The organism is Bradyrhizobium acaciae, assembly GCF_020889785.1.
In the GTDB taxonomy this organism is placed as follows: domain Bacteria; phylum Pseudomonadota; class Alphaproteobacteria; order Rhizobiales; family Xanthobacteraceae; genus Bradyrhizobium; species Bradyrhizobium acaciae.
Genome location: NZ_JACMYK010000020.1, coordinates 56321 through 81071, shown reverse-complemented (window position 1 = coordinate 81071; position 24751 = coordinate 56321). Strand labels below are relative to the sequence as shown.

Here is a 24751-nt window from a genome sequence, read left to right as displayed (position 1 = left end):
CCCGCCACCCCGACGGCCGTGACCGAGGCTGCACTGGAGGCAAAGGCCGCACTGGAGATCCAGCCGGCGGCCGAGACCCGGGTGGTCATGCCACCGCCGCTCCCGGTGCCGACCGTGCTCGAGGGCCTGCCCCCCGCACCTGCGCCTTTGACGGTAACGGTCGTCGAAATCCCGCCGCCCCCGGCACAGCCGCCGCAATTCCCAAAACTCGACATCAGCGGCGACTTCGGATCCGAGGTGCGGGAGCGCGTGGCCAATTTCCGCGCCCAGCAGCAGCGCTTCCTCAGGGAGCGCGAGGAATATTGCACCACGACCATGGCCAAGGTCCGCGCCGCGATCCGCGACAACAGCGAGCTGCCGCGCTCCGGCAAGTAGCCGGCACCCGTTCTCCGGACCCTCGACTGAGCTTCAGCCCCGCGCGCCTGATTTGACCGGCTCGGTCAGGAAACGTCCGCTCGACTGCCCCAGCGCGGGCTCTTCCATCGCCTCAACGCCCAGCTGCCTGCCTTCCACCATCGATCGCAGACCGGCCATCGCCTGGGTCATGCGTTCGGCGAATTTGGCGGCGGCGCCGTCGAGGAACGCCTTGTCCTTCGGCTTCGGCTTGGCGATCCGCAGCTCGAAACGGGACGTTCCGTCTGGGCCGTCCAGAACGGCCCGGGTCATGATGATGCGCGGTGCGCCGGGCACCGGCAGCGTGATGCCGACCGTGAAGTAATCGACCGGACGCCAGTCGAGCGTCTCCTCGACGTTGGTATGGTTGCCGTGCGCGCAATGATTTTTGGTGCCGACACCGCGGCGCCCCTTGCCCGACTCCTCGACGATGTCGTCGGCGTCCCACCATTTCCGCCATTGCCCGGGCACGGTGATGAACTCCCACACCGTCTGCCTGGGCGCGGCGATGTCGAACTCCAGGATCGCGTAGGCGTCGTCGCGCGTCACTTCCATTCGCGTTTGCGCATCGTCCTGCTGCCACGCCGCTTCGAGATCGCGCGCCCAAAGCGTCACGTCGCCGATGATGTCGATGGTCTCCTGATGCGGGATGAGACCCTGCGCCACCGGATCGACGCCCATGGCGCGGATCGCCGCATCGCTGTAGAGCGCGTAGGCGCGGCCGCCGAGCTTCTCGCCGACGCTGTTCTTGAGCAGCCGGTGCACCAGGATGACGTCGCGCCCGGCGAGCTCCTCCCTGCCGCCCATCTTCTGCTTCACCATCTCGCCGTGATGGATCACGAACTTGAAATCGAGATCGCCCATCGCGACGCAGGCCTTGCACTCGCAGGTCGAAGCCTGGCGGATGTCGCGCAGGCGCCGGCGGAATTTGAAATAGGCGCCCTCGATCGCATCCTGCAGCAACGAGCCGTCGATTGCCGCGGTCGAGTAGACGAACGCGGCGTCGCCCTCGAACTTGGCGAGGCGAAATGGCGGGCGCAGCCCTTTCACCACCACATCCATGAAATCGGCGATGATATCCTGCGCGTGGTCGAGCTCGACCGCCGCCAGGAAGTTGGTGTAGCCGGAGATGTCGGCAATGGCGAAATATGCCGCTTCAGCCTTCGGAAGCATGGAGACCTCCCGCGTAATCTTTTCGTGACGATACGCAGTCTGTCATACCGGAACGCCCGAGGTCGAGGGCGGTTTAGCCGCCGCCGATCTTCTCCAGCACCGGCAGCAGATGCTTTGCGAACTCGCCCGGGTTCTCGCTCATCGGGAAATGACCGAGACCTTTCATGATGGTGGCCTTGGCTCCGGCGATGCTGTTCGCCACCGCGAGCGTCTCCTCCGGCGTGCAGGAATAGTCGTACTCGCCGGACAGCAGGAACAGCGGGCAGCGCTTGGTGTCGATCTCGGCTATGCGGGCGCGGATATCGCCGTCGATCTTGTAGAAATAGAGGTCGCCCTTGAACACGCCGGGCCCGCCTTGCATGTAGTGCCAGAGCGTCTCCCACCTCTCGCTGTCGGGCGCGTCGGGACCGACGAGGCCCGAGACGATGGCGGCTGCGACCTCGCCGCCATGCACGTCCGGCCGGTGCAGGAAATTCAGGTCGTAATAGGGATCGACGTGCGCGCCGGCCTGCAGGCCGATGATGGCGCGGAAGCGCTCGGGATGCTCGAGCGCAAGATGCAGCGCGATCCGGCCGCCGATCGAGCAGCCGATCACGATCGGCCTGTCGAGGTCGAGCGCGTCGACCACGGCCAGGATCATCGCGGTGTATTGCGCCGAGGTGAGCTGGTACTCCTCGTCGTGCCAGCCTTGCGGCGGCGACGACTTGCCGTGCCAGGGCATGTCGAAGGCAATGACGCGATGGTTGCGGGTGATGCGCTCATCGTTCATCAGGCCGCGATATTGCCGCCCGTCGGCGCCTGCGGTGTGCAGGCAGAGCAGCGGCGTGCCCTCGCCCGCCTCCTCGACATAGACACGATGCGGACGGCCCGACAGTTCGAGATGCATGTAACGGCCGATGATCGGCTCGAACCTGGCCCTCATGCGGCCGCTCCCTCGCGACGCAGCTTGCCGAGCGCGTCCTTGAAGTAACGCAGGTTCGCCATGAAGATTTGCAGCTCGCCCTCGGCCCTCAGCACACGGCGCTTGATCAGCGCCATCAGGTCGTTGGAGCCGGGCGGCGGCCGCCGTTCACAGAACTTGTCCCACTCCTCGTCCGAGGTGCGCAGCGCGAACGACGACGACGGCATCACGAACGGGCCCTTGGTCACCGCGACGATCCGGCCCTCATGGATCGCGATCAGCCAGGCAGCCTTGCCGATCTCGAGCAGGAATGTCGTTGTGAGATAGCGGCCGCGCCGCACCAGGCCGGCGTCGCAATTGACCCGTTCCTTCAGCATGTCGATCATATCAGCTCCGCCCGGTAGCAGCCCGTCTGCGCGGACCGCGGCGGGCATTTGTTCTGCCGGCAATGATGGAAGGAATGCGGGTGCCGTCAATCGGTGCCGGCGTCGCGCGGCCACGGCGTTTTCGCGCGGGCCGCCACATACGGATTTTGGCCGGAGCCTAGAGGCAGGACCAGACCAGCGCCACGTTGGCGGCGCAGGCCGCGAGCAGCACAACCGCAAGCGCGAGCTGCACGCGTTCGTAGGGGGGCTGGTGGATCGCTCTCATGGGTCGGAGCATCCGGCGATTCTACCCGGAGAGTCCCGGGGATTCTTTTTTCCGGGATTTACCACCCGTTAAAGACTCAGGGCCCCTCCGCAAAAGAGCCGAAATGACTCATATTTTCAGATGCTTGCTCCGGATGCTTGCCGGGAGATTGCTCACGGTTCCGTGATTGGGACGGCGAATTCGCAGGAAACCCGGAACCAGTGCCGGCGTTGTCGTCGGTTGTTTGGGGAAACGACGAATGCCGTACGCGCTGTTCTATCAAGACGCCAAGCTCAGCAAGGCGTATCCGACCGAAGCCGATGTCTGGAAGCTCGCCAGGAAATCCGGGCTGGTGGTGGATACCATCTCGGAAGAGGAAAACTCCTCACCCCGTCCGGTGCTGGACAATGATTACGAGATCCGCGCCTGCCAGCTCGAACCCAACGAGGACCCGGTCAAGAACAAGGCCGACGCCGATCGGGAGGCGCGCCTGGAGCCGCGGTTGAATTAGCGACGCTGGTCCGGCCGGGCCCGCGTGGCGGGCCGGATGCCGACAATACGATCACCTTGCCTACGGCGTCGCCGTCGCCAGCGAGGCCTGTTCGGCGGCGAGCGAAACGCAAATCTTCCGCCGATGCAGACCCCGGATCGACCCCGTCACCTTGAGCACCTTGCCGGCGGAACAGGACGCGTCCTGCACCAGCACGACTTCATACGGCGCGAGAACCAAGGGTTCGGATTTGAGGATCGTCTGGGCAACGCACGGCACAGCGACCGCAGAGAGGATCAGCCCTAACGCAAAACTACGCATGTTTGTTTGTCCACCAGCCCCGGCGTTCCCATAATAACGCATCACGATGAAAGTTCCGTGCAATGCAGGAATTATTTTTTGCATTGCACGATCAGGCGTGAATGCCGGCTGAACAAGCAAACGTCAGGCCAACGAAAAAAGGCCGACCCGAAGGCCGGCCTTTCGATGTCGCCGTTATAGCGATCTGGATCAGTAGCGGGAGCCGACCGGACCGCCCCAACCGAAGCGGTAGTTGACCCCGAGCTTGACGGTATGCTCGTCGTTCCGGAAGCTCGTGCCGACGAGGTCGGCCGGGCCGCTGGTGAAGTTGGTCTTGCCGAAATTGTAGTACTGGTACTCGGCCTTGGCCGACCAATTCGGGGCGAACATGTATTCAAGGCCCGCGCCGACCGTGTAGCCGTCCTTGTGGCCGCCATCGGTGGTGAAGGCCGCCGGCACGCCGCCGACCGTCGCCGTGATGTTGTTGTTGTCGCGCCAGGCATAGCCGCCCTTGGCGTAGAGCAGCGCCGGGCCCCAGGTGTAGCCGAGGCGGCCGGTCACCGAACCGAGCTGGTCGGTGTTGCCGTTGACGAGCGTTCCGCCGGGGAGCAGCACGCCATTGCTCGCGGAGCTCGGCAGCCAGGAGTACTGCGCCTCGACACCCATCACCCAGTTGGGAGCGAACTGATAGTCGAAGCCACCCTGCACGCCACCCATGAAGCGCGCATCGCTGCCCATCAAATTGTTGCCGTCGGTGAACGCGCCGCCGACATGGCCGCCGATATAGAAACCGGTCCAGTTGTAGACGAGCGCCGGTGCAGTATAGGGCGGCGGCGCCTTGGTATAGGTCCGGGCCGGGATGTCAGCCGCAAACGCCGGGCCCGCAAAGGCGGCCAGCGCGGCTGTGCCGAACAAAAACTTCTTCATCTCTGATCCCCGTTACGAACGCTGCGCTGTTAAACCAAACAACGTGACGCCAATTAGGTTGCTTTGGGGCAATGCCGGACCCGTGATGTTTCCAAGCTGTGACGGGGTCGCAACAACGCCCGTTTGTTCCCTGGCACAGAAGGTTTTTTCACCGGTTAAGCAGCCGCATTTCGGCTGGATGTATGTCGCAAACGGAAAAGTTGAAGTTCAATGCTCCGCGAAAAGTGATCGGATTTCGCTAAGGATTCGATCAGGCTGCCGGTCAGACCTGCTGCGACAAGCCGCCGCGGCCTTTTCCGGATCATGCCTCAGCGCGACATCTTCTCCAGGTCCGGAAATGCCGCGTAGGACGCCCCGGCGCAGGACTCGGCGGCGTTGTCGAGGATGCGGTCGAGCCGACCGTCGACGAACATGACGCCCCGCTCCCGGGCCGGTCGGTAGTTGCCGTCGGTTTCCTTCGCGCTGTAGCGCAGGCACACCACGTAGCGCAGCCGGCCGCCGACCGTGCGTTGCACCGGCTCGGCGATCCCGGCCTCGCGGACCCCAACCGGGTTGTTCAGATAGGTCCGCATGAAGGCAAGGATCTGGTCGCGGTACCTGTCCGGGAACGGCTGGTTGGCGACGCCGCGATCATCGGTGAAGGTGGTCGGCCCGCCGCCGTCATCGCTGGTGAGGCAGCCGGCGAGCGGGATCGAGAGCAGCGCGATTGCCGCCAGTTTTGATGAAGTCCGCAAAGTCAGCTGTTTCATGTTGCCCCGGCCGCGTCTCATAGACCGACAGGCCGCGAAAGGGAATTCGCAAGTCGGTTATTCCGCGGGCCGCAACTGAAGCCCGGACGCACTCCGGCCCGCCGCCATTGGGGAAGCAATGGACGGACGGGCCGGTTCTGCATCCCTGCGCAAAGGCCTTGCCTTTGTCGCTAGGAACGCAAGCGGGGCAATGTGGATCGAAACTGAGCCCCTCGGATCAGGTTCAGCCGCGCTTGGCCGGCACGACGTGCTTGGTCGCGACCTTGGCACGAATGTGCTTGGTCGCATGCTTTGGCGACTTCACCTTCAGCATGCCCATGTGCTTGTGGTGGCGATGATGGCGATAGTGCTCGTGGTGCATCTTGGCGTTGGCGTTGCGCACCTTCGACGGCAGCTGCTCGCTCTTGATCACGGGGGCGGCCTTGGTCGCCGGAGCAGTCGTCGCCGGGGCAGTCGTGGTTGCCGGCGCGGGGGTTGCGGTCTTGCCGGTTTCGGCGGCGAGCGCGGGCGCTGCGATCACGGACATGGCGAGCAGCGCGGCGGAAATGGTCTTCAGCATGGTGGTCCTCCTCTGGGATCGAGAGGTCTCCGGCCGGATGGTCGGCCTCACCGATCAATGCACGTGACCTTAGGGGCTGCGCACTGAACCCGTTCTGAAGGACGCGGACGGAATTCATTCATGTGAATGACATCTTGGTCATGTTGCCCGCCGCGCCGATCGATCGCGGGATCACGCAATCGTGGGACCGGGCGGGAATGTTCGGCAGCCCCGGGTGTTCAAGTCATCAGGCTTCGGTGTAGGATTACCGAGCACGATCAGGAACGATCAGGAGCAATCAGGAATGAGCAAGACGACGAAGTTTTTGGGCCTCGCAGTGCTCTCGATGACGCTCGCCGCCGGGCCGGTCATCTCGGCCTACGCCGCAGGCAGCGACAATCCCTCGCCGCCGGCTTCCGACAGCAGCAGCAGCAAGGGCAAGAAGGCGGCCAAGAAGGACAAGAGCTCCGCGATCGACGATCAGAAGTTCCTGGCCGGCTATCATGCCGCCTATGCCACGATCTACGACAAGCACGACTACACCGCCGCGATCGAGCAGCTGAAGGCGCTCGGCCAGGACGACCGTGCCGACGTCGCCAACCTGATCGGCTACTCCTATCGCAAGCTCGGCGACTACAAGGTCTCGCAGATCTGGTACGAGCGCGCGCTGAAGGCCGACCCGGCCCATGTGCGCACCTGGCAGTATTACGGCCTCTGGCAGGTCGAACAGGGCAACCGCGACCAGGCGCAATACCACCTGAACCGCATCGCCCAGCTTGCCGGCACCAACAGCGACGAATATCGCTCGCTCGCCGCGGCGCTGGAGAAGCCCCCGGGCACCGGCCTGGTTTACTGAGCAAGCGAACCGTTCAAAACATCAAGCCGGCGCAGTCATCATGACGCGCCGGCTTTTTGCTGCGGCGGCGTCGCATGACGATATCAAGATTGACGCCGACCACGCCGGCTCTGGACCTGGGGCATCCCGCAGGATTGCGGGTCGAACTTACGGGTAGTGCTCGAGGCGCCGGTCGGGCTTTTGCGGACGGCTGGCGCCGATCGTGTCGCCGGCCGCAGCTTCCCCCGGCTTCGCCGGGCGGGCGGTCTTCTCGATCGGCGGTCCGCTGTCGCCGGTCTTCTTGCTGTTGTTCAGCGCCTGGCCGGTGGTGATCAGATTGGCGGCCTGCCCGCCCCCGGTCGAACCGGTCGACGGACCGGAGCTCTGCGCCAACACGGTTCCAGACAGCACCAATGCCGCCATCAGTATTGCCGCGTTGACTGTCATGGAGGGGGCCTTCTGCACACGAATGATGCACAGCAACGCGCCGCTGCCACAGACGTTCCTCCGGCGCCATCATTTAAGGTAAATACGTGGCGAACTCCCGGGCCCTACCCCGGCCTGCGGCAGGAGCACACAGGCGGATTGCCGGGGCTGCCGGCCGCTTTCGACCGACAGCCCATCGTGCCTGGAATGGCGATCCCTTACTTTGCCTTCTGGATCGCCGTGACCGTGTAGCCGCCGTCGCCCTCCTGAGCCTCGAACCTGACCTTGTCGCCGACCTTCACCTGCTTCAGCAACGCGGGATCCTTGACCCGGTAGACCATCGTCATCGGCTCCTCCATGCCAAGGCTCTTGGCCGGACCATGCTTGAGCGTGATCTTGCCCGCGCTCTCGTCGATCTTCTTGACCTCGCCGTTGATATCAGCGGCCTGCGCGAGCGCGGCACCCAGGCTCAGAGCCAATGTGAACAGGCCGGCGCCTGCAAGGTGGATCATCCTGTTCATCGTTGTCGTCCTTCTTCTTGTTGCTGGTTTCATTTCACGATGACGCGGCCGGTCATCCCGTAGTCGCGGTGATCGGGGATCAGGCAGGAATATTCGAACGTCCCGGTCTTGGTGAACTTCCAGACGATCTCCGCGCTCTTCTTCGGCGCCACGCGCACGCCGTTCGGATCGTCGTGCTCCATATGCGGATGCTTCTTCATGACTTCGGCGTGCTTCAGATTCTCCTCGGTGGTCGCGAGCAGGAATTCGTGATCCTCGGTGCCGGCGTTCCTGATCACGAAGCGGATCTGCTCGCCGCGCTTGACCTCGATGCGGAACGGCGTGAACTCCATCTCCTTCATCTCGACCTCGACCGTGCGCGACGGCTTGCTCGGATCTCCGGGCTCGCCGGCCGAATAGGATTGGTGATCGTGTTTTTCGTGGCCATGCGACGGTACTGCTGCGATCGACAGCGCAATCAGCGCGACGCCGATGCTGGTGAGGTGTTTCATCGGATTCTCCATTCTGTGATTGATGCGTGCTTGTCGTGGGATGGCGCGTTGATCCGCTATGCTGCGGCGATCTTGCGCTCCGACGCCTTCGCTCCGATCCCGAAGCCCTTCACCACGGCGAAGATCGCGGGAATCACGATCAGCGTCAGCAGCGTCGACGAGATCATGCCGCCGATCATCGGCACCGCGATGCGCTGCATGATCTCGGAGCCGGTGCCGGTGCTCCACATGATCGGCAACAGCCCGGCCATGATGGCAACCACCGTCATCATCTTCGGCCGAACGCGCTCGACCGCGCCCTCGATGATCGCGCGATTGAGATCGTCGCGACCGATCGTGCGGCCCTCGGCGGCGCGACGCGCCGTGATCTCGGCCAGTGCGTGGTTGAGATAGATCAGCATCACGACGCCGGTCTCGGCGGCAACGCCGGCGAGCGCGATGAAGCCGACCGCGACCGCAACCGACAGATTGAAGCCGAGCGCCCACATCAGCCACAGCCCGCCGACCAGCGCGAACGGCAGCGACAGCATCACGATCATGGTCTCGGCCACCGAGCGGAAGTTGAGGTAGAGCAGCAGGAAAATGATCGACAGCGTCACCGGCACGACGATCCTGAGCCGCGCGGTGGCGCGTTCGAGATATTCGTACTGCCCGCTCCAGACCACGTAAGTGCCGGGCGGGAACTGGACGCCGGCCTGCACCGCGCGCTGCGCATCCGCGACGTATCCGCCGAGATCGCGATCGCGGATGTCGACATAGATGTAGGTCGCGAGCTGCCCGTTCTCGGTCCGGATCGTGGTCGGCCCGCGGCCGGGCTTGATATCGGCGACCTCGCCGAGCGGCACCGCGCCGCCCGCCGGCATCGGCACCAGGATGTCGCTCGCGATCGCACCGGGATTGTCGCGCAGGTCGCGCGGATAGCGCATGTTGACGGTGAAGCGCTGGCGTCCCTCCACCGTGGTGGTCACGCCCTGGCCGCCGAGCGCGGTCGCGATGGTGTCCTGCACGTCCTGCACCGCGATACCGTAGCGCGCGAGCGCCTCGCGGTTCGGCGTGATCTCGAGGTAGTAGCCGCCGAGGCTGCGCTCGGCATAGGCCGACGAGGTGCCGGGCACGCCCTTGACGACCTGCTCGACCTGGCGCGCGAGCTTGTCGATCACGGCAAGATCGGGACCGATCACCTTGACGCCGACCGGCGTCCGGATCCCGGTCGACAGCATGTCGATGCGCGCCTTGATCGGCATGGTCCAGGCGTTGGAGACGCCGGGGAATTGCAGCGCCTTGTCCATCTCGGCGATCAGGCCGTCGACCGTGAGACCGGCGCGCCACTGCTCTTTCGGCTTCAGATTGATGATGGTCTCGAACATCTCCGACGGCGCCGGATCGGTCGCGGTGGCGGCACGACCCGCCTTGCCATAGACCGAGACGACTTCCGGAAAGCTCCCGATGATCCGGTCCTGCATCTGCAGCAGTTCGGCCGCCTTGGTCACCGAAATGCCCGGCAGCGTGGTCGGCATATAGAGCAGCGTGCCCTCGTTGAGGTCAGGCATGAACTCGGTGCCGAGTTGCCGGGCCGGCCAGATCGAGACGGCGATGGCGCCGAGCGCCAACACAATCACCGGCATCTTCGCCCGCAGCACGCCGTTGATGACAGGACGGTAGATCCAGATCAGGAAGCGATTGATCGGATTCTTGTGCTCGGGGATGATCCTGCCACGGACGAAGATCACCATCAGCGCCGGAACCAGTGTCACCGACAGCAGCGCCGCCGCGGCCATCGCAAACGTCTTGGTGAAGGCCAGCGGCGAGAACAGCCGCCCCTCCTGCGATTCCAGCGTGAAGATCGGCATGAACGACACGGTGATGATGAGCAGGCTGAAGAACAGCGCCGGGCCGACTTCTGCCGCGGCCTCGATCAGGATCGCGACCCGCGACCGGCCGGGCTCGGCCCGCTCCAGATGCTTGTGCGCGTTCTCGATCATCACGATCGCCGCATCGATCATGGCGCCGATCGCGATCGCGATGCCGCCGAGGCTCATGATGTTGGAGCCGATCCCGAGCAGCTTCATCGCGCCGAACGCCATCAGCACGCCGACCGGCAGCATCAGGATCGCGACCAGCGCGCTGCGGACATGCAGCAGGAACACGATACAGACCAGCGCCACCACGACGCTCTCCTCGAACAGCGTGCGCTTGAGGGTGTCGATCGCGGCATAGATCAGATTGGACCGGTCATAGACCGGCACGATCTCGACCGATTTCGGCAGGCTGGTCGCAATCTCCTTGAAGCGCTTCTTGACGTTTTCGATGACGTCGAGCGCGTTGATGCCGAAGCGTTGCAGCACGATGCCGCTTGCCACCTCGCCCTCGCCGTTCAGCTCGGCGATGCCGCGCCGCTCGTCGGGACCGAGCTCGACGCGCGCGACGTCGCGCAGCAGCACCGGCGTGCCGTTGTCGGCCTTCAGCACGACGTTGCCGAGATCGTTGATATCCTTCAGGTAGCCCTTGCCGCGAATGACATATTCGAACTCGGAGAGCTCGACGGTGCGGCCGCCGACATCGGCATTGCTGGCGCGGATCGCATCGCGCATCCGCTGCATGGTGATGCCGCGGTCGCGCATCCGCTGCGGATCGAGGATCACATTGTACTGCTTGACGAAGCCGCCGACGCTTGCGACCTCGGCCACGCCTTCCGCCCTGGCCAGCGCAAATTTCAGGTTCCAGTCCTGAATGGTTCTGGTATCGGCGAGGTTCAACTGCTTCGACATCACGGCATACTGGTAGACCCAGCCGACGCCGGTCGCATCGGGACCGATGGTCGGCGACACACCTGCCGGCAATCGCGATGCCGCACCATTGAGGAATTCCAGCACACGCGAGCGTGCCCAATAGATATCCGTGCCATCCTCGAAGATGACATAGACGAAGGAGACGCCGAAGAACGAGAAGCCGCGGACGACCTTCGACTTCGGCACCGTCAGCATCGCCGTAGTCAGGGGATAGGTGACCTGGTCCTCGATCACCTGCGGCGCCTGGCCGGGATACTCGGTGTAGACGATCACCTGGGTGTCGGAGAGATCCGGAATCGCGTCGAGCGGCAGATGCACGAGCGCGTAGAGGCCCGCGGCTGCCGCAAAGCCGGTGCCGAACAGCACCAGCAACAGATTGCGCGCCGACCAGGCGATGATGCGGGCGATCATGGCCGGCCTCCGCCCGTCGTCTCGCCTTCCGCGGTTGCCGACGGCGCGGCGGCGGCATCGGCAAACCCCTTGATCGCCGCCTTCAGATTGCTTTCGGCATCGATCAGGAAGGTCGCTGACGTGACGACCGCATCACCCTCGGCGATCCCGTCGCGGATTTCGACATAGCCTTCGCCACGCCGCCCGAGCTTCACTTCGCGCGGCTCGAACCGGCCGTTGCCGCGATCGAGCAGCACGGTCTGGCGGCTCCCGGTGTCGAGGATGGAATTATCGGCCACCGCGAGCACCGGCGCAGCGTTGCCGGTGTCGATCTCGGCGTCGACATACATGTCCGGAAGCAGCGCGAGATCGGCATTCTGCAACTCGATCCGCACCCGCGCGGTGCGCGTCTCCTTGTTGACCTGCGGATAGATCACGCTGATCTGGCCGGCGAAACTGCGGCCCGGATAGCTCCGCGCGTGCACCGTGACCTTCTGACCGACCCCGATGCTGCCGAGATCGCGCTCGGCGACATCGACGAGTGCCCACACCGTTGAGACGTCGGCGATCCGGAACAAGACGTCGCCCGGCTGCGCCCGCATGCCCTCGATCGCGGCACGCTGCAGCACGATGCCGTCGCGCGGCGACAGCCACTGGATCGCGATCGGAACCATGCGGCTCTTTTCCATCTCGGCGATGACGGGCTCGGGCACGTCGAGATTGGTCAGCCGCTGCCTGGAGCCGCGACCGTAGGGCTCGATACCGGCGATCGCCTTCGAGGTGATGGTCGCGACATATTCGGCCGCGGCGGACGAGATCGCCGGGCTGTAGATCTCCATCAACGGTTGCCCCTTCGTCACCCGGCTGCCGGTCGTGACGTCGGCTACCCCCTGCACATAGCTCTCGGCGCGCATCGCGATGACGGAGACGCGACGTTCGTCGAGCTGGATCGTGCCGGGCGCACGGACCAGCGTGCGGATGCGGCGCATCTGTGCGGCCTCGGACCTGACGCCGGTGCGCTGGATCTTGCCAGATGACAGTGTGATCGAGCCGTCGTCGCTGTCTTCGCCATCGTAGACGGCGATGTAATCCATCCCCATGGAGTCCTTCTTCGGCACCGGCGAGGTATCGGGAAGGCCCATTGGATTGCGATAGTACTTGATCTTGCGCTCGCCTCTCGCAGAGGGCGCGCTGATGTCGGTCGATCGCTCGGGCTCGCCAGCACCGGCATCGTCATCCGCAGCCACAGGAAGATAGGCGCGCCCGTCAGGCGTCTGCTTCGGCGTCGCCGAGTAGAGCGGCTTGCCGTCGGGATCACGGTAATAGATCGGCGCAGCGCTCTCCGCCGCATGCGCGGCGGAGACAATGACAGCGGTCACCGGTCGCGGCGGCAGGCCGCGGCCGATCCATGCGGCGCCTGCCGCTGCGGCGATCGCAGCGGCAGCGACGGCCCATGTTAAGGGGCTCATTGGTCGGCGACTCATTTCTCGGCCGTGACGACGAGCTTGTTCTCGACCGAGCCGGTCTCGCCCTGCACCTTGGCGCCGAGCGACAATTGCCATCGGCCGGCCATGCCGAAGGTCGCCTTGAACCGGTAGGTGCCAGGCTCGGTACCCGGCATCGGCGTCACCTTGGTGGCCATCTCCTGCATGCCGTCGGGCGCCATGTCGAGCCGGGTCGAGAAGATGACCGCGTCGGAGACGGATTTTCCCGTGCTCTTGTCGACCAGCCGCACCGTGACGATGCGATCGGCGCCGGCCTTGACCGTCGGCTGCACGAGCTGGAATTCGTAGTTCTTGATCTCGGCGTGGGCAGGAAGCCCAGGTACGGCAACGCCGATCAGCGCGGCCGCAGCGGCGCGCGCAAGCTGGAAAGACTTCATGGGTATGATTCCTCGATACGTCTGATGAACCGCGTGAGCGGCATGCAAAGCCACGCGCGCCATCAGGCGCACGCGTCAGCGATCAGGCGCTTTCGGCGCCCGTCAGACCAGGGTTCGAGGCGGATGATCCGGTGGTTTGGCACCAAGGCCGTCAAGCAGACGGTCGTCGCGCGCGGCGAAGGCGCTTTGCGACGGTTCGCGAGCGATCAGCGACATCGCTCCGCCAGGCGCGGGCAGCCAGACGCTGAGCATGCAGAGCGCGAGAAACGGACAGTCTTCGCAGCCCTTGCTCTTGGTCTGGTCCGGACAGCACGGCACGTTGTCCGCCATCGTCTGGTCAGACACTTCGTCCGACATGACCATGCCGGACATGACGTGGCCCGACATGGAATCGCGGCCGGGCGTCCCCTGCATCGCGGCGGCCGAGGCATCCGGCATCATCCGGGCAAACGCCGGCGCCACGGGTGCGAGCAACAGCCCGGCCGCGACGAGCAACAGAACCCAGAGATTGGCGAGCCGCCTCAGATGCATGCCCGCTTGTCGCACGGATCAATGCAACCTGCAAATCCGTGCGACTTCACGATCGCGCCAGTCGGCGGCCTGCGCCGCCGCCTCACGCCTGCTTCAGCACCGCCGGATCGACCGGCATCTTGCGCAGCCGCTTGCCCGTTGCCGCGAAGATCGCGTTGCCGATCGCGGGCACGATGCCCGAGGTCCCGGTCTCGCCCATGCCGCCGGGCGGCTCGGTGCTCGGCACGATGTGGACCTCGATGGCCGGCGCCTGGTCGATGCGCAGCATCTGGTATGTGTCGAAATTGGTCTGCTCGACGCGACCGTCCTTCAGCGTGATCTCACCGTAGAGCGCGGCGGTAACGCCGAAATTGATGCCGCTCTGCAGCTGCGCCTGCACCGTGTCGGGATTGACCACGGTGCCGCAGTCCATCGCGCAGACGACGCGGTGGACGCGGACCGAGCCATCCTTTGCCACCTCGACCTCGGCAATCTGCGCAAGGTAGCTGCCGAACACGAATTGCAGCGACACGCCGCGGCCGCGTCCGGCGGGCAGCTTGCCGCCCCAACCGGCCTTGGCCGCCGCAAGCTCGAGTGCCGCCTTGGCGCGCGGCGACTTGCCGAGCAGTGCCTTGCGATACTCGACCGCATCCTGCTTGGCGGCCGCCGCCATCTCGTCGATCATGCTTTCAGTGACAAACACGTTGTGCGACGGCCCGACACTGCGCCAGAACGCGGTCGGAATGCCCGGCGGTTCGACCCGGACGTATTCGACATGGAAGTTCGGAATGTCGTAGACAAGATTGATCGCGCCTTCGGTCGTATCGGGATCGAGACCGTTGCGGAACGCCGGCGGCAACCAGCGCGCAATCACCGACGAGCCGGCGAAGCGGTTGTTCCAGGCGACCGGCTTGCCCGATGCATCAAGGCCGACCGAGATCCGGTCGAACCAGTAAGGCCGGTACATGTCGTGCTGGATGTCCTCCTCGCGCGTCCACACAACCTTGACCGGCGCATCGACCTGCTTGGCGATCTGCACCGCACGAATGACGCCATCGACCTCGAGCCTGCGGCCGAAGCCGCCGCCGAGCAAATGATTGTGCACCACCACCTTCTCCGGCGGCAAATCCAGCATCTTCGCGGCCACCGCCTGCACCCGCGAGAGCGCCTGGTTGCCGACCCAGATCTCGCAACCGTCGGCGCGCACATGCACGGTGCAGTTCATCGGCTCCATCGTCGCATGGGCGAGGAACGGCAGCTGATAGCTCGCCTCGACCTTGGTCGCCGCGCTCGCCATGGCCTTGTCCGCGTCGCCGGTATTCTGCGCGACCGCGCCCGCCTTCGTGGTGGCGGCTTCGAGTTCGCGCGCGATGTCCGATGTCGCGAGCTTGGCGTGGGCCCCCTCGTCCCACTCGATCGTGAGCGCCGCGAGACCCTTCTTCGCCGCTCCCATATGATCGGCCACCACCGCGACGGCGTCATCGAGCTTCACGATCTGGCGCACGCCGTTGACCGCCTTTGCCGCCGCATCATCCACGCGCTTCACCCGCCCGCCGAACACCGGCGACTGCGCCAGTGTCGCGATCCTGACCCCAGGCGGCCGGGCGTCGATGCCATAGATCGCCGAGCCGTTGATCTTGGACGGCGTATCGAGCCGCTTGGCCGGCGTACCGATCAGCTTGAAATCGGCTGGGTTCTTCAGCGTCACGTTCTCCGGCACCGGCATCTGCGCCGCATCGGCCGCCAGCTCGCCGTAACCAAGCTTGCGTCCCGAGGCCGCATGATGCACCTCGCCGTTCTCGGCGCGGCATGTCCCAGGCTCGACGTTCCAGCGCTTCGCGGCGGCCGCGACCAGCATCGCTTTCGCGGTGGCGCCGGCTTTCCGCATCGGCTGCCAGGAGCCGCGCATCGCGTTGGAATTGCCGGTGGCCTGCACGCCGAGCAGCGGGTTGGCATAGAGCTTGTCGCTCGGCGGCGCGTGCTCGAGCTGCACCTGCGTCAGGCCGATCTCGAGTTCTTCCGCGATCAGCATCGGGATCGAGGTGTAAGTGCCCTGCCCCATCTCGACATAGGGCATGGTCAGTACGACCTTGCCGTCGCCGCCGATCCGGATGAAGGCGTTCGGCGCGAAGTCACCGCCGGCCGCGGCCTCGCTCTCGCTTCTCGCGAACGGCAGGCTCACGCTGAGCAGCAGGCCGCCGCCGGCGATCGCGCTGGCGCGGAGGAAATTGCGCCGCGACAGATCGGCGGCGCGCTCGGTCACAGTGTGGGTCAGCGTCATGGCTCAACCTCCCGACTGCGCGGCTTGCTTGATGGCGTCGCGAATGCGGATATACGTCCCGCAGCGGCAGATGTTGCCCGACATCGCCTCGTCGATATCCGCATCGGTCGGCTTCGGCTTGCTCGCGAGCAAGGCGGAGGCAGACATGATCTGCCCGGACTGACAGTAGCCGCATTGCGGCACCTCGTTCGCGAGCCAGGCGTCCTGGACCTTCTTGCCGACCGGCGTCTTGCCGACCGCCTCGATGGTCGTGATCCTGGAGTCGCCGATGCTGTCGATCGTCGTGATGCAGGAGCGCACAGCGGTATCATCGAGATGCACCGTGCAGGCGCCGCACAGCGCCATGCCGCAGCCGAACTTGGTGCCGGTCATGCCGAGCACGTCGCGCAGCACCCACAGCAGCGGCGTATCGCCGTCGGCGTCGACCGAATGACTGGTCCCATTGATCATGATCTGGAAGGGCATCGTGACACTCCTGTCCTGGTTCGAGCCCGGGGCGGGATCGCGTCCCGCCGGGCGAAATCGGCAGCATTTCAAAGCGATCGGACGCATCATCGCGCCGATTACTCACTTATGGTAATAAATCCAGTTCACGTATTCTGAAAACATCACAATATTACGCATTGAAATGACCATTGGTTTACAATCATGGACCGACTGACCAGCATGTCCGTATTTGCCCGCGTTGCCGATCTCGGCTCCTTCACCGCGGCGGCCAAGGAGTTGCGGATGTCGCCGACCATGATCGGCAAGCATATCCGCTTTCTCGAGGACCGGCTCGGCTCACAATTGATCAACCGGTCCACCCGGCGGCAGGGCCTGACCGAGCTTGGCCGCAGCTATCTCGATCACTGCAAGCACCTGCTGGTAGAGGCGGAGGCCGGCGATGCGCTGGTCGAGGAAGCCTTGAGCGCGCCGCGCGGCAAGCTGCGCGTCGCGACCTCGGTTGCCTTCGGATCGTACAGCCTGGCGCCCGCGCTGGTCCGCTTCATGAAACGATATCCGGAAGTCTCGGTCGACCTCATCCTCAGCGACAGGATGGTCGACCTGCTCGAGGACGGCCTCGACGCCGCGATCCGGGTCGGCACGCTGACCGACTCCACGATGATGTCGCGTTCGCTGTCACCCTACACCGGTGTGGTTTGCGCCGCGCCGCGCTATCTCGCCGAACGCGGCACGCCGCTTCATCCGGGAGATCTCGTCCACCATGAATGCCTGCGCTATCCCGGATGGTCGGATCCGCGGAGATGGACTTTCTTCGGACCGGAAGGCGAAGTCCATGTCGACGTCGGGAGTCGGTTGACGATCAACAATGCGTTCGGCATCCGCTATGCGGCGCTGGCCGGCGCCGGCATCGTGCTGATGCGGGACGAGCTGCTGGCCGACGATATCGCCGCGGGCCGGCTGCAGGTCCTGCTGCCGAACTACACGACGCAAGCCCGCGCGCGCCAGATCCTGTGGCCGAAAAACCGCAAGATGACGCCGAAGCTGCGGGCCCTGATCGACTTCATCGTGGAGACGTATGGCTGATCACGTCCTGAATGGCTCTTGATGCCTCAGCAAACTCGCTGTCGTCCTGGCGAAAGCCAGGACCCATTACCCCAAACGGCAATTGCTGCGCGATGCTGGGGCTACGACCTCATTCCCAATCGAATTCGGTGGTTATGGGTCCTGGCTCCCGTGCGCAATTGCGCACTAGGCCAGGACGACCACAACATTTGCGGCACGCGACGCAAGCCACGCAACCCGCCCCCTCACTTCACCAGCGCCTCGACCTCCTTGCGGAACGCCTGGCGGGAGCCGTCGCGGGAGTAGAACATGTGGCCGCCGGGATAGACCGCGAGCCTGGTGCGGCTCGGACCCGCGAAGGCCGGTAGCTGGTCGAGGATGATCTTCGAGGCAAAGTATGGCGTCGCGAGGTCGAACATGCCGTGGCCGATCAAGAGCTTCAGCTTCGGATCGAGCGCCAGCATCTGGCGCAGCTGCGTCACCGACTCCGGCGGGCTGATGCCGTGACCGAACTCCCAGGCCTTGTTCACGCTTTCGCTGAGCAGATGATAGGAGCCGTCCGGCCGCCAGTTCAGTCTGCGCGTGGTGAGGTCGACCGCGGCACTGGTCAGCGGCGCCATCAGGGGATCGCCTGACGGATCGTTGAAGCGGAAGTAGCTCGAATCCGGATAGGGATCGAAGCCTTCGACCGAGGCATCGTAGCGACCGGTCACCTTGCCGTTCTTGCGATCGAACTCGCGGCGGAATTCGCCGATGTCGAACCGACCGGCGAGCCGTCTGCTCACCGCCTGATCGATGCCGGTCAGGCTCGCGACCTTGTCGGCGAGCCGCGTCGTGGCCTCGGTATCCGCTTGCCCCTTGACGAGATCGAGCAGGAAATCCCCGCGCGCGTAGTTCTCGACGTCGGCGAGATCGTCGCGCGTCACCGGCCCCCTGGCCTGCCGCGCCACCGCCGTCATGGTCGGCAGGCTTGCGACATATTGCAGGATGCTGGTGCCGGTATAGTCGCGGAAATCCAGCACCGGCGAGATCAGGATCAGGCCGCGCACGCCGACGCCCTGCTGCATTTGCAGATTGCGCACCACCTTGGGTCCGCGAATGCCGCCGTAGCTTTCGCCGGTGACATATTTCGGCGAGGTCAGCCGGTCGTATTTCTCCAGCCAGCGGCGGATTACCAGCGCGACCGAATTGGCGTCGCCGTCGACGCTGAAGAAGCGCTTGCGCGCATCCTCCGACGTGGTGACGAAACGGCTGTAGCCGGTGCCGACCGGATCGATGAAGACGAGATCGGTGAAATCGAGCCAGGTGTCGGCGTTGGGTTGCAGCTCGGGCGAGGCCGAGGACACCGCGCCGTCGCCATCGAACGGCAGCCGCCACGGCCCCACATTGCCGAATTGCAGCCAGGCCGATGCGGAGCCAGGCCCGCCATTGAACAGGAACGTCACCGGACGGTTCGCCTTCTCGGCGCCGTCGAGCTGGTAGGAGGTGTAGGCGATGTCGGCGAGCGGCTCGCCCTTGTCGTCGAACACGCGGATCGAGCCTGCGGTGGCGCTGAAGTTCAGCGTGCGGCCCGGCAGCGCGACCGATTGCTTGGTCGTCGAATCCGGCGGCAGGCGATGCTGTTCGGCGGCCGACGCGTTGGCTGCAGCGTTGGCGCCGGAGCCGCTCTCGCTGCGCCCTGCCCGCCCCTTCTGGCCGCTCGGGGCCTGCGCGCTCGGCGACGGCGATGGTTGCGGGGTCTCGTCATCGGCCCGCGCCGCGGTTGCGAGGCAGGCTACCAGCAACGCCGCGGCGAGCCCTGTCGCAAAACTGTTAGCCATACCCTGCACTCCCTGGGCCCGCCTTTAAGCAATCTCGCCGCAAACTGCGGTAGCTTGGCGGCACCCGCAAGGCATGCGGTCCGTTCCCGGACCATCTCGACAAGGCCGCCCGGGATGTATAGACGAGCGCGGCGTAATCCGGGCCAAAAGAGTTCGTGAGCGATGGCTAGCCCCAAGCGATATGACAAGATCGCCTTCGTCGCCAGTCCGAGCGCGGAAGCGCAGGCGGCGCTCGAGCAGCTGACCGCGATGTACGGCAACCATTCGGCCGCCGATGCCGACGTCGTGGTTGCGCTCGGCGGCGACGGGCTGATGCTGCAAACGCTGCACGCCAACATGCGCAGCGGCAAGCCGATCTACGGCATGCACCGCGGCACCGTCGGCTTCCTGATGAACGAATACTCGACGCATGATCTGCGCACGCGGCTCGCCGCGTCGCGGGAATCGCTGATCAATCCGCTGCTGATGCGCGCGACCGACATCCACGGCGCCGTGCATCTGCATCACGCCATCAACGAGGTCGCGCTGTTCCGGCAGACCTACCAGGTCGCCAAACTGCGGATCCTGATCGACGAGCATGAGCGGATGCCCGAACTGATGGCCGACGGCATCCTGGTGGCGACGCCGGCCGGATCGACCGCCTACAATCTCTCCGCCCAGGGGCCGATCCTGCCGATCAACGCGGCGCTGCTGGCGCTGACTCCGATCAGCGCGTTCCGGCCGCGGCGCTGGCGCGGCGCGCTGTTGCCGAATTCAGCCTTCGTGGTGATCGAGGTGATCGAGGGCGACAAGCGCCCGGTCGCCGCGGTCGCCGACCATGACGAGGTCCGCGACGTCCGCCGGGTCGAGGTGCTGTCCGACAAGACGATAGCGATGCGGATGCTGTTCGACCCCGGTCACTCGCTGGAAGAGCGCATCCTGCGCGAGCAGTTCGGCTACTGACGGCGGGCGGCCTCGCCGGGCCCCTGCCCGGCAACCAATCATTAACCCCGGGCAGGATATGGTTAACGCTGGGTAATACCGCATTGGCCCGGTATGCCCGTTCGGGACCGGACCATGTATCGCATCGACTTCAACAAGCTGCGATTTTTGATTTGCGACGACAATCCGCACATGCGCCGCATCCTGCGGACGCTGCTGCATTCGTTCGGCGCGCGCGAGGTGTATGAGTCCGAGGACGGCGCCACCGCGCTCGAGATGTATACCCATTACGTGCCCGATATCGTCATCACCGACTGGTCGATGCCGATCTTCGACGGGCTCGAGCTCGCGCAGATGATCCGGCAGCCGGAATCCAAGGGCAATCCCTACGCGCCGATCATCATGCTGACCGGCCATTCCGAGAAGCGCCGCGTCACCGTCGCACGCGATGCCGGCGTCACCGAATTCCTGGCCAAGCCGATCTCGGCCAAGGGCCTCTACCAGCGGATCATGAACGTGGTCGCCAATCCGCGCCCGTTCATCAAGACCAAGACCTATTTCGGCCCCGACCGCCGCCGCAACACCACCAACACCTATATCGGTCCCGAGCGCCGCGGCAGCGGCGAGGTCGAGGTGCTGCAACAGCCGTCGCTGCTCGAAAAGGCGCGCTCGACCATCTAGGACACCGCCATGGCGAAAGACAAACCTGGGACGATCGAAGTCAAGAGTTTCGGCACCCACCACGTGATCACGCAGCCGAACCCGCTGCGCAAGATGCTGCTGCGGGTCCCCGAGAGCGATCTCGACGATCCCGTCGGCCGCGCCGAAAAGGCGCTCGCCGGGCTGTCCGGCGAGTTCAAGGAGTGGATGACGATCGAGGCCGACCGCCTCTCCGCCGCGCACGCCGCGGTGATGCGCGAGGGCTTCAACGACAAGACGCGCGAGGAGCTGTTCCGGGCGGCGCACGACATCAAGGGCGATGCCGCAACATTCGGTTATCCCTCGGCGGCCGCGGCAGCGGAGAGCCTGTGCCGCATCATCGAGCACGCGCCTGACCTCGGCGCGGTGCCGCAACAGTTGATTGCACATCACATCAACGCCGTGCAGGCGATCGTGCGCAACCGCACCAAGCTCGATACCGCAGTCGTGGCCGGCGTGCTGAGCAAGCAACTCCGCGGCATCGCCGATGAATTCCTGACCCACGCCAACCGCGATCGCCCCGAGCATCTCGAGGCGATTCTCGCGCCGAGCATCGCCCCTGCCGAATAGCGGCGGGGTCGGTCGCCGCGTTGCGGCAGCCTCTCAAGCATCCATTGATCGCAGGAAACGCGGCCTTCTCAGGCCGCGATGAGATCGTCGTCGTAAGGCAGCACCGAGATCGCGTCTTCCGCGGCGAGCTCCTCGCAGAACATCCGCGCATCCTCGCGGGCTGACTCGGTCGCAAAGCGGCGCAGCAGGATCAAGAGCGGCTCGGCGGCCGACTGATCGGTCTCGCAATGGGTCAGCACGCGCTCGACCATGCGGCGATGCAGCCGCGCCGCACCGTCGCCGCTGTCGACATAGCCGACCTCGTGGCTGGCCTCGAGCGCGACGCGGAACGCGGCATAGGTGGATTCCGGCAAGCCGGCGCGACGCAGCAGCGCCTGCAGGCCGTTGCCGCCGCGGTCGTTCAGCAGCGCGGAGACGCGGCCATAGGGCAGCCCGGACAGTTCGGCGAGCGCCGCCCCGAACAAATCGAGATTGCCCGACAGCAGCGCGCGCAGGATCAGCCCGGCGGTCAGTTGTCCGGTGGCGCGCAGATGCGTGATCAGGTTCTGCATGTCGTCGCCAAAGGCGCGCGCGGCGATGTTCACCGTCGAGCGCTCTTTCGCCTCGCCGGCGATCCGGTCGGCGCGGTCGGCGCCGAGCCAGTTTCGCGCGACGACGAATTGCGCCAGCGTGTCGGAGAGCTTTGCGACCAGCGCCAGCCGCGTCGCGGACGGCAGGTCTTCGAGCGCCAGCATCGATTCGCGGATCGCAGCGAGATGGCCGTGACGCTCGACGATGCGATCCCAGGAGAACGGCGCAAGGCCGGCATATGGATTCTCGATCACCTCGAGCGCGGCAGCCGCGGAGCCGACCTCGGCAATCGCAGCGGCAACGGAGGCCGGCAGATTGACGCGGCGCGCGATCGCGCACTGCATCTCGTCGGAGCCGGTCGCGACGATGTCGACGAGATCGGCATCGATCAAGAGCGGTGAATGTTCCAGCACCGGCAGCGCGATCGCCGGCTGGTCGGCCGACAGCGCCTGCATGATCGCGGCCGGCGCCTCCGCGCTGTGTGCAAACACCTCGGCCATCGCCTGACGTACCAGCGGCGACGGGTCGTCGAGCAGCATCAGCAGCGCGCCTTCGGCCGCGATGCGATCGTCCTCGGTGAGATCTGAAATGAGCCAGGCCCGGGCCAACGCCCGTGTCGCCTCTGCCCGCTCGCCTGCTGGAGCGGTCCTAATCCAACTAATGAACTGCCGAACGATCATGGTCCTGCCGGCTTACGCAACGAGACGGCATCGACATACGACGCCACTACAAGGAAAAATAAACCATGACGCTTAACAAAGGGTTCACCATAAACGTTTGGGATTATTGACGTTTCGTTAAGACGGCAATGGCGCGGGACTTCGCGCGCGCAGAAGGCAGCGCTAGCCGTTGCTGTAGGTGCCGTTCGGATCGCTGAACAGATCAAGCCGCCCGGGCGCGCGGACCTTCGGCGTGGCCGCCGTGGTCAGCGCGGAGGAATTGCCCCACAGCTCCTGCACCGCCGGCGAGATCGGCTGCGGACGATCGCCGCCCTGGTAGAGCGAGCGGAACGCCGGCGCCGGCTGCGCCGATGCGACAGCCGAAGTGGCACCGACTGATGAGGCCGCGCCGGCATTCGGGAAGGTCGACAGATAGGACGCGGTGTCAATGGCCACCGCTTGTGTCGGCGTAGTGCTTGCGATCGCATAAGGCGACATGGTGTCGCCGCCCGCCGCCGCAAAGGCGGTGCGCGTGTCCTTCGAATTCGCCGCCGCGGCGTAGCGTGTCGTCAATACCGAATAGACCTGGCTGACGCTGCGCGCGCTGCCCGACTTGTCGTAGAAGATCGACTGGTTCGCGGCAGCCGCCTTCGGAAACATCGTGGCGGCGTTGGCGCTTGGGCTGTCCTCGGCGCTCGAGATCAGCTTGCCGGCGCCCCCGACGCCCATGAAATGCGCCATATAGAGCTCGGCATCGGTCGGGCGACGGCCGAGCGTGCCGGTGAGCCTGAAGCTGTTGGATTGCGTCAGCACCGCCGCCATCGACGACGCCGCATCCGGATCGTCGCGCAGCTTCATGACCGCGTTGCGCGCGGAGGGATCGCTGACCGAATAGCTGCCGTCGGAATTCTTGGTGATGGCGTCGGCATACTGGCCGTAGCCGAGCTGGCTTCCGGCCTCCTTGACGGTGCCGAGCCAGGTCTGGTCGATGAACTGATAGAGTCCATGCGCCGACGAGGTGGTGGCGCCGGCCCGCGGATTGAAATTGGATTCCATCTTCGCGGTCGTGAGCAGATATTCGAAGCTCGTGCCGGTGGTCGCGGCCGCCTGCTTGATCGAGCCGGCGACCTTCAGGCGCGACGGATCGACACCTGCCGAAGCCGTCGTGTTGAAGAGGTCGACCGCCATTGATCGGGTGCCTTGCCGAGCGCCGGCAATCGGCACCCATGTCCTGTCAACCTGCCGTAATTATGGTTAACGGCAGGTTAAGATCAGCGCCGCGGGCGGGAAGCCGACCAGAGCCGCTATTTGCGATAGACCTGCGCCGGGTCGAAACAGACGTTGCCGTCACCGCCCCTCACCGCTTAGCCTTGTAGCTGGTAGCACGGCGTTTATTCGTGCTTAGCGCAACGTAGTCCACGATCGACATGAAGACCCTGGAAGAAGTGAAAAGTGAATATCAGCATCAAGTGGAGATATTCCTCCGCGACCATCCTGTCGAACTGAAGGTCTTTAAGGATTTGTGGGCATCGGGTGAGTTTCGGCAGGCATGCGCCATGGTGCAGGAAGTCACCAAGAATTCCAGGCTTGTGATGTCGGGCGACATGGACAAGGCGGCTGAGCAATTTTTTTGGATGTATATGCACTAGCGATACGCTGCCGCAGAGGCATCGGCATCTCTACGACATCGCGATCGCTGCCGACCGTGTGCTGCCGGTTGCGATGGCACCAGCGGAGCTGTTACCCGAGCCGGACGGACCACCCCTCGAAGGGCTGA

At 65.0% G+C, this 24751-nt stretch carries 27 protein-coding genes; 8 read left to right on the top strand and 19 right to left on the bottom strand.

What is annotated here, in order from left to right; genetic code table 11:
• Positions 1-375: hypothetical protein (locus H8A92_RS11775; protein ID WP_420831312.1), on the top strand; the 375-nt coding region annotated here is incomplete at its 5' end.
• 33 nt (positions 376-408) lie between these two features.
• Here H8A92_RS11775 and H8A92_RS11770 read toward each other — a convergent pair.
• From H8A92_RS11770 to H8A92_RS11760, 3 genes are all read right to left on the bottom strand, one after another.
• Positions 409-1566 (bottom strand): DUF2652 domain-containing protein, encoded by a 1158-nt coding sequence (locus H8A92_RS11770; protein ID WP_229195947.1) that lies wholly within the window; start codon positions 1564-1566, stop codon positions 409-411.
• Positions 1567-1639: 73 nt separating this feature from the next.
• Positions 1640-2488, bottom strand: a complete 849-nt coding sequence (locus tag H8A92_RS11765) for an alpha/beta fold hydrolase (RefSeq protein WP_229195946.1) — start codon at positions 2486-2488, stop codon at positions 1640-1642.
• Positions 2485-2853, bottom strand: coding sequence for a hypothetical protein (locus H8A92_RS11760; protein WP_229195945.1), 369 nt, complete (start codon positions 2851-2853; stop codon positions 2485-2487). The genes H8A92_RS11765 and H8A92_RS11760 overlap by 4 nt, the downstream gene beginning before the upstream one ends.
• A 503-nt stretch (positions 2854-3356) precedes the next feature.
• On the opposite strand from H8A92_RS11760, the gene H8A92_RS11755 reads away from it, so the two are divergent.
• Complete coding sequence (locus H8A92_RS11755) at positions 3357-3608, top strand: hypothetical protein (RefSeq protein ID WP_229183160.1); 252 nt, start codon at positions 3357-3359, stop codon at positions 3606-3608.
• 60 nt (positions 3609-3668) lie between these two features.
• Here the strand turns inward: H8A92_RS11755 and H8A92_RS11750 are convergent, their stop codons facing one another.
• From H8A92_RS11750 to H8A92_RS11735, 4 genes are all read right to left on the bottom strand, one after another.
• A complete protein-coding gene (locus H8A92_RS11750) occupies positions 3669-3950 on the bottom strand; it encodes a DUF6719 family protein (RefSeq protein ID WP_229195953.1) in 282 nt (93 codons plus the stop codon).
• 147 nt (positions 3951-4097) lie between these two features.
• On the bottom strand, positions 4098-4814 hold the full coding sequence (locus tag H8A92_RS11745) for an outer membrane protein (protein WP_163160788.1): 717 nt from the start codon (positions 4812-4814) through the stop codon (positions 4098-4100).
• Positions 4815-5122: 308 nt separating this feature from the next.
• On the bottom strand, positions 5123-5563 hold the full coding sequence (locus H8A92_RS11740; RefSeq protein WP_229183157.1) for a hypothetical protein: 441 nt from the start codon (positions 5561-5563) through the stop codon (positions 5123-5125).
• Positions 5564-5786: 223 nt separating this feature from the next.
• On the bottom strand, positions 5787-6122 hold the full coding sequence (locus tag H8A92_RS11735) for a His-rich protein BRANT (protein ID WP_229195944.1): 336 nt from the start codon (positions 6120-6122) through the stop codon (positions 5787-5789).
• Positions 6123-6405: 283 nt separating this feature from the next.
• Here H8A92_RS11735 and H8A92_RS11730 point away from each other — a divergent pair, with 283 nt between their 5' ends.
• On the top strand, positions 6406-6957 hold the full coding sequence (locus H8A92_RS11730) for a tetratricopeptide repeat protein (RefSeq protein ID WP_229195943.1): 552 nt from the start codon (positions 6406-6408) through the stop codon (positions 6955-6957).
• Between the two features lie 147 nt (positions 6958-7104).
• Here H8A92_RS11730 and H8A92_RS11725 read toward each other — a convergent pair whose 3' ends face one another.
• From H8A92_RS11725 to H8A92_RS11685, 9 genes are all read right to left on the bottom strand, one after another.
• A complete protein-coding gene (locus tag H8A92_RS11725) occupies positions 7105-7383 on the bottom strand; it encodes a hypothetical protein (RefSeq protein WP_229195942.1) in 279 nt (92 codons plus the stop codon).
• 197 nt (positions 7384-7580) lie between these two features.
• Positions 7581-7883: a copper-binding protein gene (locus H8A92_RS11720; RefSeq protein WP_229195941.1), complete on the bottom strand. Its 303-nt coding sequence runs from the start codon at positions 7881-7883 to the stop codon at positions 7581-7583.
• Between the two features lie 29 nt (positions 7884-7912).
• Complete coding sequence (locus H8A92_RS11715; RefSeq protein ID WP_229195940.1) at positions 7913-8374, bottom strand: cupredoxin domain-containing protein; 462 nt, start codon at positions 8372-8374, stop codon at positions 7913-7915.
• 56 nt (positions 8375-8430) lie between these two features.
• Complete coding sequence (locus tag H8A92_RS11710) at positions 8431-11574, bottom strand: efflux RND transporter permease subunit (protein ID WP_229195939.1); 3144 nt, start codon at positions 11572-11574, stop codon at positions 8431-8433.
• Entirely contained in the window at positions 11571-13022 is a 1452-nt protein-coding gene (locus tag H8A92_RS11705) for an efflux RND transporter periplasmic adaptor subunit (protein ID WP_229195938.1), read from the bottom strand. The genes H8A92_RS11710 and H8A92_RS11705 overlap by 4 nt, the downstream gene beginning before the upstream one ends.
• An 11-nt stretch (positions 13023-13033) precedes the next feature.
• Positions 13034-13435 (bottom strand): FixH family protein, encoded by a 402-nt coding sequence (locus tag H8A92_RS11700; protein ID WP_229195937.1) that lies wholly within the window; start codon positions 13433-13435, stop codon positions 13034-13036.
• Positions 13436-13537: 102 nt separating this feature from the next.
• Entirely contained in the window at positions 13538-13966 is a 429-nt protein-coding gene (locus H8A92_RS11695; RefSeq protein WP_229195936.1) for a hypothetical protein, read from the bottom strand.
• 82 nt (positions 13967-14048) lie between these two features.
• Entirely contained in the window at positions 14049-16226 is a 2178-nt protein-coding gene (locus H8A92_RS11690) for a xanthine dehydrogenase family protein molybdopterin-binding subunit (protein WP_229195935.1), read from the bottom strand.
• A 3-nt stretch (positions 16227-16229) separates the two neighbouring features.
• Positions 16230-16691 (bottom strand): (2Fe-2S)-binding protein, encoded by a 462-nt coding sequence (locus tag H8A92_RS11685; protein ID WP_229195934.1) that lies wholly within the window; start codon positions 16689-16691, stop codon positions 16230-16232.
• 183 nt (positions 16692-16874) lie between these two features.
• Between H8A92_RS11685 and H8A92_RS11680 the strand changes: the two genes are divergently transcribed.
• Positions 16875-17756, top strand: coding sequence for a LysR substrate-binding domain-containing protein (locus H8A92_RS11680; RefSeq protein ID WP_229195933.1), 882 nt, complete (start codon positions 16875-16877; stop codon positions 17754-17756).
• Between the two features lie 224 nt (positions 17757-17980).
• Here H8A92_RS11680 and H8A92_RS11675 read toward each other — a convergent pair whose 3' ends face one another.
• The gene (locus H8A92_RS11675) at positions 17981-19555 is read right to left on the bottom strand and encodes a S10 family peptidase (protein WP_229195932.1); all 1575 of its coding nucleotides are present in this window, start codon (positions 19553-19555) and stop codon (positions 17981-17983) included.
• 162 nt (positions 19556-19717) lie between these two features.
• Here H8A92_RS11675 and H8A92_RS11670 point away from each other — a divergent pair, with 162 nt between their 5' ends.
• The 3 genes from H8A92_RS11670 (at position 19718) to H8A92_RS11660 (ending at position 21745) form a co-directional block, all read left to right on the top strand.
• On the top strand, positions 19718-20497 hold the full coding sequence (locus H8A92_RS11670) for an NAD kinase (protein ID WP_229195931.1): 780 nt from the start codon (positions 19718-19720) through the stop codon (positions 20495-20497).
• Positions 20498-20611: 114 nt separating this feature from the next.
• Positions 20612-21157, top strand: a complete 546-nt coding sequence (locus tag H8A92_RS11665; protein WP_163162672.1) for a response regulator — start codon at positions 20612-20614, stop codon at positions 21155-21157.
• 9 nt (positions 21158-21166) lie between these two features.
• The gene (locus H8A92_RS11660; RefSeq protein WP_229195930.1) at positions 21167-21745 is read left to right on the top strand and encodes an Hpt domain-containing protein; all 579 of its coding nucleotides are present in this window, start codon (positions 21167-21169) and stop codon (positions 21743-21745) included.
• 68 nt (positions 21746-21813) lie between these two features.
• On the opposite strand, the gene H8A92_RS11655 is transcribed toward H8A92_RS11660, so the two are convergent.
• Entirely contained in the window at positions 21814-22995 is a 1182-nt protein-coding gene (locus H8A92_RS11655) for a DUF2336 domain-containing protein (RefSeq protein ID WP_229195929.1), read from the bottom strand.
• Between the two features lie 162 nt (positions 22996-23157).
• A complete protein-coding gene (locus tag H8A92_RS11650) occupies positions 23158-24162 on the bottom strand; it encodes a transglycosylase SLT domain-containing protein (protein ID WP_229195928.1) in 1005 nt (334 codons plus the stop codon).
• 239 nt (positions 24163-24401) lie between these two features.
• Here H8A92_RS11650 and H8A92_RS11645 point away from each other — a divergent pair, with 239 nt between their 5' ends.
• Positions 24402-24623, top strand: coding sequence for a hypothetical protein (locus H8A92_RS11645; protein WP_229195927.1), 222 nt, complete (start codon positions 24402-24404; stop codon positions 24621-24623).
• The last annotated feature ends 128 nt before the right edge of the window (positions 24624-24751 follow it).